This window comes from Spirosoma harenae, from assembly GCF_054776975.1.
In genome coordinates this window covers 1-16411 of record NZ_BAAHBD010000012.1, presented here as the reverse complement: position 1 = coordinate 16411, position 16411 = coordinate 1, and the positions used below count along the sequence as shown (strand labels likewise).

Annotated in this window: 15 protein-coding genes; 9 read left to right on the top strand and 6 right to left on the bottom strand. The window is 45.2% G+C overall.

The features are described from left to right. The first annotated feature begins 3 nt into the window (after window positions 1–3). Window positions 4–444 (top strand): energy transducer TonB, encoded by a 441-nt coding sequence (locus ACYVE4_RS17875; protein ID WP_461041553.1) that lies wholly within the window; start codon window positions 4–6, stop codon window positions 442–444. 130 nt (window positions 445–574) lie between these two features. Here ACYVE4_RS17875 and ACYVE4_RS17870 read toward each other — a convergent pair whose 3' ends face one another. From ACYVE4_RS17870 to ACYVE4_RS17860, 3 genes are all read right to left on the bottom strand, one after another. Next, entirely contained in the window at window positions 575–1501 is a 927-nt protein-coding gene (locus ACYVE4_RS17870; protein WP_461041552.1) for an AraC family transcriptional regulator, read from the bottom strand. Between the two features lie 172 nt (window positions 1502–1673). After that, window positions 1674–2843, bottom strand: coding sequence for an acyl-CoA dehydrogenase (locus ACYVE4_RS17865; protein ID WP_461041551.1), 1170 nt, complete (start codon window positions 2841–2843; stop codon window positions 1674–1676). Between the two features lie 88 nt (window positions 2844–2931). Next, window positions 2932–3387: a MaoC family dehydratase gene (locus ACYVE4_RS17860; RefSeq protein WP_461041550.1), complete on the bottom strand. Its 456-nt coding sequence runs from the start codon at window positions 3385–3387 to the stop codon at window positions 2932–2934. 30 nt (window positions 3388–3417) lie between these two features. Here ACYVE4_RS17860 and ACYVE4_RS17855 point away from each other — a divergent pair, with 30 nt between their 5' ends. Next, complete coding sequence (locus ACYVE4_RS17855; RefSeq protein ID WP_461041549.1) at window positions 3418–4236, top strand: alpha/beta fold hydrolase; 819 nt, start codon at window positions 3418–3420, stop codon at window positions 4234–4236. Here ACYVE4_RS17855 and ACYVE4_RS17850 read toward each other — a convergent pair. Further along, window positions 4233–4910, bottom strand: a complete 678-nt coding sequence (locus ACYVE4_RS17850; RefSeq protein WP_461041548.1) for a TVP38/TMEM64 family protein — start codon at window positions 4908–4910, stop codon at window positions 4233–4235. The genes ACYVE4_RS17855 and ACYVE4_RS17850 overlap by 4 nt on opposite strands. A gap of 73 nt (window positions 4911–4983) precedes the next feature. Between ACYVE4_RS17850 and ACYVE4_RS17845 the strand changes: the two genes are divergently transcribed. Continuing rightward, complete coding sequence (locus ACYVE4_RS17845; RefSeq protein ID WP_461041547.1) at window positions 4984–6123, top strand: cystathionine gamma-synthase; 1140 nt, start codon at window positions 4984–4986, stop codon at window positions 6121–6123. 106 nt (window positions 6124–6229) lie between these two features. Continuing rightward, the gene (locus tag ACYVE4_RS17840) at window positions 6230–8896 is read left to right on the top strand and encodes a PQQ-dependent sugar dehydrogenase (protein WP_461041546.1); all 2667 of its coding nucleotides are present in this window, start codon (window positions 6230–6232) and stop codon (window positions 8894–8896) included. On the opposite strand, the gene ACYVE4_RS17835 is transcribed toward ACYVE4_RS17840, so the two are convergent. Further along, window positions 8893–11274, bottom strand: coding sequence for a TonB-dependent receptor (locus ACYVE4_RS17835; RefSeq protein ID WP_461041545.1), 2382 nt, complete (start codon window positions 11272–11274; stop codon window positions 8893–8895). The genes ACYVE4_RS17840 and ACYVE4_RS17835 overlap by 4 nt on opposite strands. A 207-nt stretch (window positions 11275–11481) precedes the next feature. Here ACYVE4_RS17835 and ACYVE4_RS17830 point away from each other — a divergent pair, with 207 nt between their 5' ends. From ACYVE4_RS17830 to serS, 5 genes are all read left to right on the top strand, one after another. Next, entirely contained in the window at window positions 11482–11745 is a 264-nt protein-coding gene (locus tag ACYVE4_RS17830) for a DUF4926 domain-containing protein (protein ID WP_461041544.1), read from the top strand. An 84-nt stretch (window positions 11746–11829) separates the two neighbouring features. Continuing rightward, window positions 11830–12525 carry a tetratricopeptide repeat protein gene (locus tag ACYVE4_RS17825; protein WP_461041543.1) on the top strand — a complete coding sequence of 232 codons (696 nt, stop codon included), beginning with the start codon at window positions 11830–11832 and terminating at the stop codon, window positions 12523–12525. Between the two features lie 226 nt (window positions 12526–12751). Continuing rightward, entirely contained in the window at window positions 12752–13255 is a 504-nt protein-coding gene (gene ribH, locus ACYVE4_RS17820) for a 6,7-dimethyl-8-ribityllumazine synthase (RefSeq protein WP_461041542.1), read from the top strand. Window positions 13256–13329: 74 nt separating this feature from the next. Then, complete coding sequence (locus ACYVE4_RS17815; protein ID WP_461041687.1) at window positions 13330–14655, top strand: aspartate kinase; 1326 nt, start codon at window positions 13330–13332, stop codon at window positions 14653–14655. A gap of 89 nt (window positions 14656–14744) precedes the next feature. Next, window positions 14745–16016: a serine--tRNA ligase gene (gene serS, locus ACYVE4_RS17810; protein WP_461041541.1), complete on the top strand. Its 1272-nt coding sequence runs from the start codon at window positions 14745–14747 to the stop codon at window positions 16014–16016. On the opposite strand, the gene ACYVE4_RS17805 is transcribed toward serS, so the two are convergent. Continuing rightward, the gene (locus tag ACYVE4_RS17805) at window positions 16013–16288 is read right to left on the bottom strand and encodes a hypothetical protein (RefSeq protein ID WP_461041540.1); all 276 of its coding nucleotides are present in this window, start codon (window positions 16286–16288) and stop codon (window positions 16013–16015) included. The genes serS and ACYVE4_RS17805 overlap by 4 nt on opposite strands. Window positions 16289–16411 lie beyond the last annotated feature (123 nt).

Genomic DNA, 16411 nt, shown 5'->3' with positions numbered 1-16411 from the left:
CCCATGAATCGTTTTGCCTTTACTGGATTCTATTTGATTCTTTCAGTTTGTTTTAGCTTATGCCCTGATAAAGCTACAGCACAGTCAAAAGCTAAATTTGATAAGGTTTATACAGTGGCTGAAGTTCAACCCGAGTATCCGGGTGGGGCAGCCGCTTTGAGCAGTTATTTGGCCGCGACAGTGAAAATTCCTGGTTCGTTAGCACGGAACCAATACAACACAGGTCCCGTAGCTGCCAAATTCATTATCGACGACCTTGGGTATATCCACGATATCCGAATCCAGACAAAGCCGCTTGACAAAAAGATGCGAAAAGGTATGCAGGCTTATATGGCTAATATTATAGCGTCTATCGAAAAAATGCCGCGTTGGACACCTGGCCAGGTTGGAGGAAAACCCGTTCCAGTATTCTATACGTTACCGATTGAAGTAAGTATGCAATAAAAAAGTCGATAGCTGATAGTCAACAGTCGCTAGTAACTGACGTTAGCGGCTCACTGACTATCGACTATCGACTATCGACTATCGACTATCGACTATCGACTATCGACTATCGACTATCGACTATCGACTCTTATACATTCATCAGTGATTCCCGACGGCGCATTTTACCGGCTGGGATACCAAACATCATCTTAAAACGGCGGCAGAAATAAGCGGTATCTTTGTAGCCCACTTCCGACCCGATAGCCCGAATGCTTTTCTTGCTCGTACGCAATAGACCAACGGCCGCTTCCATTCGCTGATACTCAATATAATCCTGCGGATTGATACCTGTCAGCATCTTGAAATACTGACCAACGTAATCTTCCGAAACGTTTGCAACGTTTGCCAATACTTTGTTCGACAGATCTCCACCCAGATTTTCTTTGATATAAGCGAAGATGTCGATCAGACGCGGATCTTTAAAATACGTGCTATTCGTTACAAGCTGCTCAACAAACAGGTGATTCTTCAGAATATACCGAACAACTTCGATAACGATTTCTTCGGTTTTGATCTTGATAATCCGGCCTTTACCTGCCAGATCAGTCATATCTTCAGCCAGAATCTGATCGATCGTCGTCGCTAAATGTTCCTGCCGCTTGATGATAAACGGAGGTACGTCCAGCGAGTTGAAGAAGTTGACCGAATCGAACACCTTCGCTTCGAAAGAAACGTAGCCGAACGAGTTGGGTAAATGGCCAATCAGTTTTGGATCGTGGTTTCCTTCCCAATATGATTCCCGATGCGTCATGAACTCTTCGTTCGAGACGGTTCTAGGATTTGTAGGGTCACCATAGGTAACGGTAACATGTTTGCCGCCCGGTATGAACAGCATGTCGCCCACATCGACCTTAATCTTCTCCTCGCCAATCGATACGTCGCCGTTGTACAGCATCAGCAACGTATTTTCAACATCGTAAAAATTCTTAATCGTTATAGGTTGTAGAATCCGAATGTTACGGGCCTTAATAAACTTAACACCCAGTGATTCGATTATCTTATTATAGTCTTCCATAGCTGAAAGTGAATGTGCCCAGATCGTTCGTGCCCTTAAAGTTGCACAAAACTAATAATTTGTACAAAACTAATACAAGTATAAAAGTTTCCAAAAAATAAAAAAAATAATGCGTATTCTTCTCGAACACGCATTATGCAATTAGAAAAATTCTATTTTAGTAAGAAATACCTTATCGAATAAGCTCCCGAGCGATCACTAATTTTTGGATTTCGGACGTACCCTCGTAGATCTGAGTGATTTTCGCATCCCGCATTAATCGCTCCACATGGAATTCTTTTACGTAGCCATAGCCACCATGAATTTGAACCGCTTCAGTGGTAGCCCACATGGCTACTTCGGAAGCAAATAATTTGGCCATGGCTGCCGCTTGTACGTAATCTTTATGCTCATCCTTCAATCGAGCGGCCTTGTATACCAATAATCGAGCGGCTTCAATCTTGGTTGCCATTTCGGCTAATTTGAACTGAATTGCCTGATGATCAAATATTTGCTTGCCAAATGCTTTGCGTTCCTGACTATATTTCAGGGCTAATTCATACGCTCCGGCTGCAATTCCCAAGGCCTGTGCGGCAATGCCAATACGTCCACCGTTCAGTGTAGACATAGCAAATTTGAACCCAAATCCGTCTGCGCCAATGCGATTTTCTTTAGGTACTTTTACATCCGTAAATAGCAAAGAATGCGTGTCAGATGCCCGAATACCCATCTTATCTTCTTTCTTCCCAACAACAAACCCTGGCAAACTCTTCTCTACAATCAGGCAATTGATACCTCGGTGCGCTTTTTCGCGGTCAGTTTGAGCAACCACCAAACAAACGCCCGATGAGTTGCCATTGGTAATCCAGTTTTTAGTACCGTTTAATAAATAATAGTCGCCTTTATCTTCGGCGGTCGTGCTTTGGGAGGTTGCATCAGATCCCGCTTCGGGTTCGGATAGGCAAAAAGCGCCGATTATTTCGCCAGTTGCCAAACGGGTTAGGTATTTCTGTTTTTGCTCTTCTGTACCATACGCTTCGAGTCCGTAACAAACCAGCGAGTTATTTACGGACATAATCACGGAAGCCGACGCATCGATTTTGGAGATTTCTTCCATTGCCAATACATACGAAACAGCATCCATACCACCCCCGCCATACTCGGGCGAAACCATCATCCCCAAAAAGCCAAGTTCGCCCATTCGTTTGACTTGCTCAGCTGGGAAACGAGCTTCATTATCGCGCTCGACGATGCCCGGTAATAACTCATTTTGAGCGAAATCGCGGGCTGCTTCCTGAACTGCAAGATGTTCTTCTGATAAATTAAAATTCAATCCCTGTAACTCCAGCGCTGCCGATGCCATTCGAATTAGGTGATTTTAGTTGTGCCTATGAATCTGTTGCCAATCGGGTAAAGGTAAGAAAATGTTCGAATGTATGCGTGCATACTATCTATTCAAACAATAAGGTAATTAGCTCTGCAACACAAGCCGGTTTCGTTTCCCCTTCAATTTCAAAAAGACAATCCAATGTAACTCGTACGCCATTAGTTTGTGGCTCAACACGCTGTAATTGAGCACTTAACCGTAGTCGGCTACCAACTGGTACACCGCTAGTAAACCGAATTTTATTCGCTCCATAGTTGATTCCCATTTTGACTGACTCCACCCGATAGAGTTCACCGATTAGCTTAGAAGCCAGCGAAAGCGTCAGAAAGCCATGGGCAATCGGCACTTTGTAAGGCGATTCGCGGGTCGCTCGTTCGGGATCAGTATGAATCCATTGATGATCGCCAGTCGCCTGGGCAAACTGATTGACCATTTCCTGGGTAATTGTCATATAGGCCGTTGCGCCAAGCGATTGCCCGGTATGGGCGGCAAGTTCGGTTAGGTTTGAAAAGGTTAGCATAGAGAGTTATGTTTTTGCAATTTTGCCAGCATGTGTGCCGCCAATGTCCAAAAATTCGAGGTAGAAGGCAATCTGATTGCTTATCAAAAAATCGGAGCGGGGCCGAACGTATTACTGGCTTTTCACGGATTTGGACAAACGAATCGAGTTTTTGAATCCCTGGAATCGTCACTTGGCGACCAATTTACCATTTTCGCACTCGACCTCTTTTTTCATGGCGACAGCAGTTATCAGTCTAATCAATTGTTGACTAAAGCCGATTGGCAGCGATTTATAGCCGCTTTTTTACGAGAAAAAAACGTTAATCGATTTTCGCTGATGGGATTTAGTCTTGGCGGACGCTTCGCGCTTTCAACAGTCGAAGGTTTTGCCGATCGAGTTGATCAATTGATACTGATTGCTCCCGATGGCATTACACGAAATATCTGGTATCGGATTGCGACAGGTTCCAGGCCAGGACGGTTACTGTTTCGATATATGCTGCGTCATTTGTCGATGTTAAATAAACTGGGACAGGGACTTGCATGGATTGGGTTACTGAATCGGACCATAGTGCGCTTTGCTGAATTATCGCTGGGTACACCAGAGCAGCGCGAGCGCGTCTACCAAAGCTGGACTCTATTTCGACTTATTCAACCGGATTTATCGCTCATTAGTAAGCAGTTGACAACTCATTTGGTATGGACTCGTTTTTTCACCGGTGCTTTTGACCGAATTGTTCCCGGCAGCTACATTTTACCATTAACCAAACGACTCCCGCATTTCGAATTAACCATTTTACAAACCGGACATAATCGCCTGATCGACATGACAGCGGCCCATTTAATTGAGAAAACAGATTCTGATTAATCTTTCTTCAGTGATTTTTGAATCGCATGCCAAAGTCCGGCAATGGAGACGATAACTAAGCCAATAACAATAATTTGAGTCCATGAACCTTGATTCGGGTTATCGAGCAGCGTTTTTATCGCATGGGCTTCATGACCGGACCAGATCGCGAGAATCGTCCGGGGGGTCATACCCAGGAAACCACCCAGCAATATATTTTTAAGCTTTGCTCCCGATAATGCGAAAAGCAAATTGGTCAGCCCAAACGGGAGAATAGGAGAGAGCTTTGCAAAAAAAATAACTTCCAGTTCATTATTCAGAATGCGATCTAAAACGGATTGCGATTTTGGATTTCGGCGAATAAATGCCAGTACCTGATCGTGGTTGAGCCAGTGAACAAGTAGGTTGATGAAGAGAATTCCTCCGAAATTAATCACAAACATAGGTAGCACAGCCTGCCAGCCCAGAAAATAGCCGAAAATCAGCGCTAGCATAGTTGGAGGAGTTAACCCCGCCGAGGTAATTGCACAGGTTATGGTAATGACCGCCCACTGCCATGCACTGAACTGGGCGATAACTGGTTCATAGACAACAGAATAATAAGTCAGTACGGATGTAAAGACAATTGGGGTTACTGAAAGAATGATACCGGCAACAGCAGGGCCAGTAAAGGATTTAGAAACGGGATTTTTCACTTTCTATCAAACTGTCAGAAAGCACTTCTGTTTTCAGATGGCTATCAGACAGCATTCTTAGCTATTTTTGACTATGAAATTCGGAACCAAAGCCATCCATGCCGGTATAGAGCCGGACCCTACAACGGGCGCTATCATGACGCCTATTTACCAGACCTCAACGTACGTTCAGGAATCGCCGGGTAAGCATAAAGGGTACGAATACGCTCGTACGCAGAATCCGACCCGAACGGTGCTGCAAAATAACCTGGCTGCGCTCGAAAATGGTAAACATGGTATTTGTTATTCATCTGGCCTTGGTGCGACCGATGCTATTTTAAAACTGTTCAAACCTGGCGACGAAATCATTGCCAGTAATGATTTATATGGCGGTACGTACCGAATCATGGTGCGTGTGTTTCAGGAATTTGGACTGAAATTCAAATTCGTTGATTTATCGAATCCATCGAATGTAGAGTCGGCTATTTCGTCCGCAACCAAAATGGTTTGGATTGAAACGCCAACAAATCCGTTGCTACGATTGGTCGATATTGTTGCTATTGCTGCGATTACCAAGCAAAAGGGTATACAATTAGTAGTCGATAATACGTTTGCGTCGCCCTATTTGCAAAACCCGCTCGATCTGGGTGCCGATATCGTCATGCACTCAGTTACGAAATATTTGGGTGGTCATTCTGATACGGTGATGGGCGCTATCGTGCTCAATGACGACGAAACGGCGCAAAAACTAGCGTTTATTCAAAATGCCTGTGGGGCCGTGCCAGGGCCACAAGACTGTTTTCTGGTATTACGAGGTATTAAAACGCTGCATGTTCGGATGCAGCGGCATTGTGAAAACGCCATGAAAGTAGCCACCTATTTGCAGCAACATCCAAAGGTGAGTCAGGTCTATTATCCCGGTTTATCGGCGCACGTTGGTCATGAATTGGCGAAAAAGCAGATGCGGGATTTTGGCGGTATGCTATCATTTGAACTTAAAGGCGACTCAATGCCCGAAGCGGTTCGGGTGATGGAAAGTTTCGAAGTGTTTTCGTTGGGCGAATCGTTGGGAGGAGTGGAGTCGCTTTGTACGCATCCAGCCAGTATGACACATGCCAGTATCCCCAAAGAAGAGCGTCAACGAAACGGACTGAAAGACACCCTGATTCGCTTAAGCGTAGGTATCGAAGATGTTGATGATCTAATTCTGGATTTGGAACGGGCAATTGGCTAATGTCTTATCCGACTGCCGAGAAATTAAATTTACCAACTAATAAATTTGTTCCATCAACAGATAGGATAGAAGCGTTAACTTAGATAGTTATTTTTGATTTGGTTCAATGCGATTACTCTACACGTTTCTTTTCTTTGGATTTCTACATGCTGCCTACGCTCAACTGCCGACTGGGTTTGTGCAGAAACAGGTCGCGCGCAATCTGAATCCAACTACGTTAACATTTTCACCGAATGGTCGGCTATTTGTCGTAGAAAAATCCGGAAGAATCCGGGAAGTAGTTAACGATGTATTGGCTCCTGATCCTTTTTTCACAGTGCCCAATATTGATGTGACGAACGAGCGTGGCCTGTCTGGGCTATGTTTTCACCCTGATTTCCCACAGACGCCTTATTTCTACGTTTACTATACTGTAAAAGATCAGAATCATAATCGACTGAGTCGTTTTCGGATGAACAATGGCGTAGGCGATCCGACGAGCGAAACTGTTCTTATTAACTTTGACGCTATTACAGGTACACTTCATAACGCCGGTGCCCTTCGGTTCGGTCCTGATCGAAAATTATATGCGGCTGTTGGAGACGGGACAAATGCCTCTGCAGCGCAGAATCTGAATAGTTTACTAGGGAAAATTATTCGGTTAAACGATGATGGCAGTATTCCTTCAGATAACCCGTTTGTAGGAAAATTAGCTGGGAACTATCAGGCGATCTACGCGCTTGGTCTGCGAAATCCATTCTCGATGGATATTGATCCGGGATCGGGACGAATTTTAGTGGGTGATGTAGGCGATGCGAGTTTTGAGGAAGTAAACGACGTACGGGCTGGGCGCAATTATGGATGGCCGCTTGTTGAAGGAAAACGTACAAATCAGGAAGCGCCTGAAAATTATACCGATCCGATCCATGCCTACAATCATGATGCTGGTTGTGCCGTAGCCGGAGTGGCTATCTATAATCCACCAACCAACCGATTTCCAACAGAATACAAGGGGAAAGCCTTTTTTGCCGATTACTGCGGGGGGAATATTTACACAATTGATCCTGCAAATGGTCAGGTTTCGGGTACGTTCGTATCCGGCATTGATCGGCCGGTTGCCATTGCTACTAGTCCGGATGGCTATTTGTATTACTTAGCACGGGCTGGGCAGGGTGGTGGTAGTCAGGATGATAATACATCGAGCTGGAATGGTTCGCTGTATAAAGTATCGTTTTTTGATTCAGGCTTGCCTTACATCAGTACGCAATCGGCAAACGCTTTTGTGCCGGTTGGTGAATCGGTTACGTTTTCGGTAAATGCAGTAGGGCAGAAGCCGCTAACCTATAGTTGGTATCGGAATGGACAATTAATTGCGGGGGCAAACCAGAGTCAATATACCATCGCAAGCCCTTCACTGACTGATAACGGTGCTACCTATTACGTTACGGTTTCTAATGCACTGGGAGCTGCTACCTCTGAGACGATGTCGTTGCGAACTGTACAGGCGCAGCGACCTGTAGCCCGTATTCAGCAGCCAACTACTAACAAAACCTATAAGGCGGGAGATGTGGTTACGTTTGCTGGTGATGCGTTGAATGCCAATCAACAAGCACTATCGGGCGCTAAGCTGACCTGGTGGGTTAATTTCCACCATGAAGACCATATTCACCCCGCCCTTGATCCGGTTTCAGGCATTACGACAGGTACGTTTAAAATTCCGCGAGTAGGCGAAACGTCTACGGAAGTTTGGTATCGAGTGCATTTGCTTGTTACCGATGTATCGGGGCTTACAAACGAAACCTTTGTGGATGTAAAACCCGAAGTCGCTACGGTTACGATTGGTAGTAGTTTGACGGGTATTCGAATCTATCTGGACGGCGAACCTAAGCAGCCTGACCTATCATTTCAATCGGTTATAGGCATGTTGCGCAGCCTCGAAACCAGGCCCTATTTAGCCGCATCAAACGGTTTCTATAAATTTCTGGGCTGGGGAAATGGCCAGAATGCAAATCTGGTCACGTATGAGGTACAAGCAGGAACGCCTAAACTGACGATGAATTACGAAGCTCTGGCACCACCTAATGGCAATGGTCTTTTAGGGGAATATTTCACGGAAACAGACCAGGTTACGGGAACGCCCACGTTCAAGCGGACAGATGAAACCATAAATTTTGACTGGGCTGAAGGATCACCAAGTCCGCTAATCAGTAACGATAACTTTACAGCACGCTGGACGGGTAAAATACAAGTTCCACTGACTGATACGTACACGTTTTATACAGAAACGGATGATGGCGTTCGACTTTGGGTGGATAATAAGTTGCTGATTGATCATTGGGAATACCAGCCTTCGCTCGAATGGTTGGGAAAAGCTACCTTAACGGCTGGTCAATCGTACGATATTCGGATGGAATTTCTGGAAGGGCAGGGATATGCCACAGCACGTTTATTCTGGAGCTCTTCCCAATTTGAGAAGACGATTATTAGTAAACCCTATCTGTTTAGTCAACCTCTGGTTACGGCAACAACGCCCGAAGCAGAAGGCAGCCTGACCGTGTTTCCGTTACCCGCTCAGGATCAGATTACCATTCGATATACTGCGGTCGGCTCAGGGACGGCTCAATTGGAAGTAACGGATTTATTAGGCCGATGTACGCATGCTCAGTCGGTCAAATACCAAACAGGAACAAATCAGTATGGTTTGTCGGTTGCCGACTGGCCAGCGGGATTGTACCAACTTACGATACATCCCACCGACCAGCCAGCCGTACACCGACGAATATTGGTGCGTTAAAACCGGAGCCGTATGCCCGCCAGGAAATTCCGGCCAGCCTGCGGATAATACGCATTATCGGCCACTACTTTTCCTTCCGAGATATAGGCATACGTATAGCCATTCGATTCGTATAGCTCATTCAACACGTTGTTCAGGAGAAACGTAAAGGCTATTTCCTGCGCAAATTTGGGTTTTATCGTATAAATCAACCGAAGATCATTTGTGAAGTAAGAGTTAATTTTCCGGCTCTCATTCGAGGTATTATCTAGATATTGCTTCCCAACGTATTTCGACAAAAGACCTAATTCAAGTCCTTTAGCTGGTGTAAACAACAATTGCGATCCGGCAATAACGTTGGGCGAAAACGAAATATCCCTCTGGCTGTATTGACGACTCTCCTGCTGACCATTATCAAAATTATCCAGGTATTCCGTGAACTTGTTGACCTTATTGCGACTAAGCGTCGTATTAACATTCCAGCGGAGTTGTTTGGCCAACCTGGCGCCTAATTCCAACTCTATCCCGGCTCGATAGCTGGTCGGAATATTCACCCGATTATAAGCACCCACATCGTTCAATTGGCCTGATAGTACCAATTGATTTTTGTAATCCATGTAATACAGGTTCGCAGTAAACGCAATCCGCTCCGTTTGAAGCTTATAACCTGCTTCGTAATCAATCAATTGTTCTGCTTTAGGACGGCTCTCCGGGGTCGATTGGGTGTAATCATCACGATTTGGTTCCCGATGTCCAACACCTACCGACGCGTAAATTGTAGACCGGTCGTTAAGTGTATACGTCAGACCTGCTTTTGGGTTAAAAAATGTCAGGTTCGCGTTTTGTTGCACATTCTGCAATTGACTGTTAAAACCCAGAAATGAATAGCCAATTGTTCGAATCTGCAAGTCAACAAAGCCATTTAGTGGATTACTGAACTGATAGAATGCTTTTGCGTACACATTAAAATCAGTTTTTATCGCATCGTCGTTGTAATACCGGTCACGAATATTGGTATTCCCAGCCACACGCGCCCAGATGATTTCGCCGTAATGCGCGCCCTGGTATTGATTCCAGCCGCCACCAATGTTAGCTGTCAACTTACCAAAACTGTTGTAATCGAAGGAAAAAACGGTACCGAAAAAGTCATTATCCAACCATTTTCGTCGAATGATATCGGTTCTTGTGATGGTTGAATCACCAATAGTTACGTTAGGTAAGCCATACTTACTAAACGCATCATCTGGTTTATACTCCTCGTAATAACCTCTGCCCTTTGTGTAGAAAAAGGACAGGTTCGCCCGCCAGTTTTTACTTAATTCATGCGAACTAATTAATTGATAATTATCCTGTTGGTAATTGTCTGTTTGGTTATCGTATGTGAATGAATTGTACGTGCGGTTGGTTGCCAGAAGGTTTTCTGGTACGCCATTCCAGGCCTGATACGTCTGTTCCTGACCCGAAAATATATTCAGTCGGATAAAGCTTTTCTTCGCATAATAACCCCCTGAAACAAAGAAGGATTTCAGGTTAGAAAAAGCCCGGTCAATGAAACCGTCAGAATGTATTTTTGACAGACGAGCATCTAATACGAAGTGATTGTTGAGCAATCCCGTTCCTGCCAATACATTTACTTTGTACGTTCCAAACGACCCGCCCGATACGTTCGCTTCAGCGTATGGTTTCGTCTCCAGCTTATTCGTCTGAATGTTGATTGATGCCCCAAAGGCGCCAGCACCATTGGTAGATGTGCCAACACCCCGCTGAATTTGAACGCTACTGACCGATGAGGCAAAATCGGGCATATTGACAAAAAATGTCCCCTGCGATTCAGCATCGTTATAAGGAATGCCGTTCAGCGTCACATTTACGCGGGTGGCATCGGAACCACGAATCCGAATTCCGGTGTAGCCGACACCCGCACCCGCATCGGAGGTGGTGACAATGGAAGGCGTAAAATTTAATAGCTGCGGAACATCCTGTCCCATATTAAGCTTGTCCAAATCCCGTCGAGTAACATCACTGTAGGCAATCGCTGATTTTTGATTTGCTCGTATAGCGCTCACAACTACTTCATCGACAGCAATCGCTGTTTTAGTCAGTTTAACCTCAATCGTGGCATTCTGTGTAAGGTCAACGGATTGGTTTTGAGATTCATAACCCAGTAATGAGATGCGTAATACAAGCGGACCCGGTTTGATATTTGTAAGATGAAAGGCTCCGGAAGCATCCGTAAACGTGCCTTTGTAGGTCCCGTCGATTACAACGGCTGAGCCGGGCAATGATCCACCATCAGCATCGCTGACTGTTCCGGAAATAGATAATTGTGCCCAGGCAGGCAGAATTGATAGCCACACTAGGGCTATAAGAATAAAAAAGTAGGTCGTCGGTTTTTTCATGACGAAAAAGCGTGACGATAGGCAAGGGGCCAAACCTACCTTTGGTTGGTATGATTTTTGAAAATATTCATAGACACTCTATGAACAAATTTCCCTTCACAGCATTACCTGCGCAGGTTCATTGGGTATAATCTCAGCCCGTTGTTTTAGGGCACCCCTAGAAGATTAGCGGAGCAAAGTTATTTAATTTAAACAAAACAAGATGCTATGTCAATTGTTTCTTTTCCTGAACCAGTAAGTGTAAGTATGAATGAGTATGATTTAGTCGTGCTACAGGAAGAAGTAGCCGACGGACGGTTGAAAGCGGGCGATGTTGGCACGATTTTAACAGTGTATAATGGTGGCAAAGCGTATGAAGTTGAGTTTGTGACCTTAACCGGCGAAGCTGTAGCGGTAGAGACTTTGCTGCCGCATCAGATTCGAGAGGTTCGCTCGTCGGAGGTTATGACTGTCCGTGATATCGACGCATAGGATGGCTGTGATTCGTAAACTTTTGACGATTACCCTTTTCCGTATGGTAAATATTCCTAATTTTGCAATCCAAATTGCAAAAGCATGAGCAAGAAGAATAGCGGACTGGAGTTTTTGGAAGATCCAGACGCATTAGCTGGTCAGTTTGAACGGGCCGAAGATTTTTTTGAACAGAACCGGAACATCGTTTTAGGTGTGTTGGGAGGTATTGTGCTGTTGGTTGCTGGTTTCTTTGGCTATCGATACTATATCAGCACTCAGGACGATGCTGCGCAGGTCGAGATGTTTCCTGCCCTTTTTCAACTCGAAGCGGATTCTACCAAAAAAGCCTTGAATGGCGATGGTAAAACAGCCGGTTTGTTAAGTGTGGCCAGTAACTATGGGTCAACACCGACTGGGAATCTAGCCGAACTGGGTTCTGGGGAAGCCTTAATGAAACAAGGCAAGTATGACGAAGCGATTGAACACCTAAAAGCGTTCAGTTCGTCAGATTTGTTGTTTCAGGGAGCTGCTTACAAGCTTATCGGCGACGCCTATATGGAGAAGAAAAGCTTCGACGAAGCTATTGATTATTACAAGAAAGCGGTTGATTATAAGCCGAATAAAGAGTTTACGCCTGGCTATCTTATGAAATTGGCCATTGCCTATGAACAGGCTAAACAAAATGACAAAGCTATAGAGGCCTACAATGAGGTTATCGAAAAATACGGTCAATCCGCTGAATCCGGTAATGCTAAAAAGTATAAATCCTTACTGGAGGCTACTATCGGTGAGTCGTAAGCGTCATTGACCAATTCAATACAGCAAAGGACAAAGCCGAACCCGGTTTTGTCCTTTTTTATTGACCGCTCCGGCGGCCCGGCGGGATTATACAGATTAATGGATTTACAGGATTTTGTAAAAAAAGTCGAAGCGAAAACAAAGAAAATCCCTAAATCAGCTAAATCCCGACTCAGATAACCAAACAAAATCCAGAAAATCCCTAAATCAGCTAAATCCCGGTTCCATGGCCAGTGCTTCAAAAAATCTCAGTGTTTTTTCAACAGACGAATTACCCAATGTAAGCCAGCGCCGATTCGCGATCCTGGTTTCGGAGTGGAATACCGAAGTCACTGAAGCCCTTTTCGAAGGTGCTTATCAAACCTTGCTTCAACATGGCGTACAGGCCGAAAATGTTATTCGCGGAAATGTACCGGGAAGTTATGAATTAAGTTTGGGGGCACAGTGGTTTGCCCAGCGTGATGATATTGATGCTGTTATTGCACTCGGATGCGTTATTCAGGGCGAAACAAAGCACAACGATTACATCAATCACGCTGTATCGCAAGGCCTGACGAATGTTAGTCTGAAAACCGGAAAGCCCGTCATTTTTGGCGTATTGACCCCAAACGATCAGCAGCAAGCCCTTGATCGCGCAGGAGGAAAACACGGCAACAAAGGCGATGAAGCCGCCATTACGGCGATCAAAATGATTGGATTACAGGAGCAGGTCTATAATTTTCAATTTTGAATGAGTGAATGATAGAATAGATGGCTCCTGCTTTTTATTCGCTCATTCGCTCATTCGCTCATTCACAATTAATCATGCACGTCTGGAAATTTGGCGGCACGTCGGTCGGGAAGCCCGAGCGTATGCAGTCGATCCGCAATCTCATTACTGAAGATAGCACCACTAAAATTGTTGTCTTGTCGGCCTTGTCTGGCTCGACGAATGCCTTATTAGCTATTGGTGAATCACTGAAAGCCAATAATGATGCTGACGCGAACGCTAAGATTGACACGCTGAAAGCGCATTATGATAGCTTTATTGGCGAATTATATAAAACAGAATACGGTAAAGCGGCCGGACAGATAATTGTCGATAATGAGTTCGCATTTATCCGATCGCTGACTACTATTAAGCCATTTACGCTTAAGCAGGAAAAAGAACTGGTTGCGGAGGGTGAATTGCTAAGTACGCAGATTTTTCAGGCCTATCTGGTTGAAGAAGGTGTTGCGTCGACGTTATTGCCAGCTCTGGAATTCATGCGGATTGATGCAGATAACGAACCAGAAATTCAGTTTACGGAGCAAAAACTGGCTGAAATGCTGCCTGCACACGCAGCTAAACACATTATTGTCACGCAGGGCTTTATCTGCCGAAATCCACGGGGTGAAGTCGATAACCTCAAACGAGGTGGATCAGATTACACCGCTTCGTTGATCGGTGGAGCAATTCATGCTGAAGAAATCCAAATCTGGACGGACATCGACGGCATGCACAACAACGATCCGCGGATTGTGAAAAACACGTTCCCGGTTCGTGAATTGACATTTGATGAAGCCGCTGAGCTAGCTTATTTCGGGGCAAAAATCCTCCATCCGTCGACCATTACACCAGCCCGGATGTTTGGCGTACCTGTACGCTTGAAAAATACGATGGATCCCAGTGCGCCCGGTACGTTGATCGCTGATCGGACGAGTGCGGAAGTCTTTAAAGCCATTGCTGCGAAAGATGGTATTACGGCGTTGTACATCCATTCGACCCGCATGCTGAACGCGTATGGCTTTTTGCGCCGGATTTTCGAGATTTTCGAGAAGTACAAAACGCCTGTCGATATGATTACCACTTCGGAGGTTTCGGTATCGGTCACCATCGACAATACGGAGCGTATTCAGGAGATTACGGATGAACTTAATACGTTCTGTACCTTAGAAGAACCGGACTACGATCAGACAATTATTTGTATTGTCGGTAATTTCAGCGCTGATAATCAAGGTGTAGCGGTTCGAGTTTTCAACGCTCTGAAGAATATCCCAATTCGGATGATCTCCTACGGTGGCACTGAAAGCAATCTGTCGTTACTCGTTCACGGCAAATACAAAGCCGATGCGCTGAACGCACTGAACGAAGGCCTATTTTCAGTTTAATACCTCAGAGACCTAAAAGGTTTTTAAAACCTTTTAGGTCTTATATCCCCAATTGCTGACATACTCAAACGCCCTATTAATACAAACTAATGCTCCAACTACCTTTCATCCGCGAGAACAAAGAGACTGTTTTGACGGGTCTTCGAAAGCGTCATTTTGCTAATGCAGAAGCAGTTATTGAGCAGGTTATTTCGCTCGATCAGCAACGACGTGATACCCAACGAGAATTAGACGATGTGTTGGCGCAATCCAATGCGAAAGCGGGTCAGATTGGTGCGTTGATGAAGGCGGGTGATAAAGAAGCTGCCGAGTCGGCTAAAGCTGAAACTGCTGAACTAAAAGTTCGCTCAAAAGATCTTGCTGAGGCTCTTCGCCAAATAGAAACGGATGTGCAGGCTGTTCTGGTAACAATTCCGAACATTCCGCATAGCAGTGTTCCAGAAGGACGTGGTGCTGACGATAACGAAGTCGTGCTGGAGCATGGTGAGAAACCCACGCTTCATGAAGCAGCGCAGCCGCACTGGGAGCTTATCAAAAAATACGACATCATTGACTTTGAATTAGGCGTTAAAATTTCGGGCGCTGGATTTCCAGTGTATAAAGGGAAAGGCGCGCGCATTCAACGGGCGATGATTAATTTCTTTCTGGATGAGGCCCTAAAAGCGGGTTATCTGGAGGTACAGCCGCCCATTGTTGTTAATGAAGATTCTGGCTTTGGTACGGGGCAATTGCCTGATAAAGAAGGCCAGATGTACTACGTTACGGAAGATAAATTGTATCTGATCCCGACTGCCGAAGTTCCCATTACCAATCTTTATCGGGATGTGATTCTCCCTGAAGCGCAGCTGCCTGTTAAAAACGTCGGCTATACGCCATGTTTTCGCCGGGAGGCTGGCTCATGGGGAGCGCACGTTCGCGGATTGAACCGGCTCCACCAATTCGATAAGGTTGAAATTGTACGAATTGAAAAGCCTGAAAATTCGTACGCTGCGTTGGAAGAAATGAGCCAGCACGTACAAGGCTTATTGCAAAAACTAGAATTGCCTTACCGGGTTCTACGGCTTTGTGGGGGTGATATGGGCTTTACGTCGGCATTAACCTACGATATGGAGGTTTGGTCGGCGGCACAACAGCGTTGGCTAGAAGTTAGCTCAGTATCAAATTTTGATACCTATCAGGCAAACCGTTTGAAGCTACGCTCGAAGCTAGAGGGGAAAATGCAACTTATGCATACATTAAACGGCTCAGCATTGGCCTTACCACGTATTCTGGCGTCGATTCTGGAAAATAACCAAACGCCAGAAAGTATTCGAATTCCAAGTGTGCTGGTACCGTATTGCGGGTTTGAGGTGATCAACTAACAATCACACGAGTAATTGCCGTAGCCTGGGTAGCGGGGCGATAATTTACCTGATACGCTTACGACTCGATCAAGCGGGATGATTTCGCCAGTGGCTAGTTCGAGGTATTCAACGCCATTTTCGTACGAAAGCTGCTTGATTAGTACGTCAGCTTTAATGAATTCATTGAGGTCCGTTAAATATTCGAGTCGGACGAATTTACCCGGAACGATAGCGGCTCTAAAGTCGGTATCGGGGGTTAAAAAATCGGGTTGATTCAGGTTTGTTTCCATATCTGATTAACAAGTTCTGAAACATGAGTCATCCCGAATTTTTGGTCTGACTAAAAAAGCGAAAACCTCCTGAACTTTGTGGTCGCCAAACTACAAAACAGGAGGTTTTCTAATGAATACTGC

Bases quoted from the DNA above. Each gene is read 5' to 3' on its own strand.
- ACYVE4_RS17870 (WP_461041552.1), bottom strand. From the start codon at position 1,501: ATGGAAGACTATAATAAGATAATCGAATCACTGGGTGTTAAGTTTATT.
- ACYVE4_RS17805 (WP_461041540.1), bottom strand. From the start codon at position 16,288: ATGGAAACAAACCTGAATCAACCCGATTTTTTAACCCCCGATACCGAC.
- serS (WP_461041541.1), top strand. From the start codon at position 14,745: ATGCTCCAACTACCTTTCATCCGCGAGAACAAAGAGACTGTTTTGACG.
- ACYVE4_RS17860 (WP_461041550.1), bottom strand. From the start codon at position 3,387: ATGCTAACCTTTTCAAACCTAACCGAACTTGCCGCCCATACCGGGCAA.
- ACYVE4_RS17865 (WP_461041551.1), bottom strand. From the start codon at position 2,843: ATGGCATCGGCAGCGCTGGAGTTACAGGGATTGAATTTTAATTTATCA.
- ACYVE4_RS17875 (WP_461041553.1), top strand. From the start codon at position 4: ATGAATCGTTTTGCCTTTACTGGATTCTATTTGATTCTTTCAGTTTGT.
- ACYVE4_RS17855 (WP_461041549.1), top strand. From the start codon at position 3,418: ATGTGTGCCGCCAATGTCCAAAAATTCGAGGTAGAAGGCAATCTGATT.
- ACYVE4_RS17825 (WP_461041543.1), top strand. From the start codon at position 11,830: ATGAGCAAGAAGAATAGCGGACTGGAGTTTTTGGAAGATCCAGACGCA.
- ACYVE4_RS17815 (WP_461041687.1), top strand. From the start codon at position 13,330: ATGCACGTCTGGAAATTTGGCGGCACGTCGGTCGGGAAGCCCGAGCGT.
- ACYVE4_RS17845 (WP_461041547.1), top strand. From the start codon at position 4,984: ATGAAATTCGGAACCAAAGCCATCCATGCCGGTATAGAGCCGGACCCT.
- ACYVE4_RS17840 (WP_461041546.1), top strand. From the start codon at position 6,230: ATGCGATTACTCTACACGTTTCTTTTCTTTGGATTTCTACATGCTGCC.
- ACYVE4_RS17835 (WP_461041545.1), bottom strand. From the start codon at position 11,274: ATGAAAAAACCGACGACCTACTTTTTTATTCTTATAGCCCTAGTGTGG.
- ACYVE4_RS17830 (WP_461041544.1), top strand. From the start codon at position 11,482: ATGTCAATTGTTTCTTTTCCTGAACCAGTAAGTGTAAGTATGAATGAG.
- ribH (WP_461041542.1), top strand. From the start codon at position 12,752: ATGGCCAGTGCTTCAAAAAATCTCAGTGTTTTTTCAACAGACGAATTA.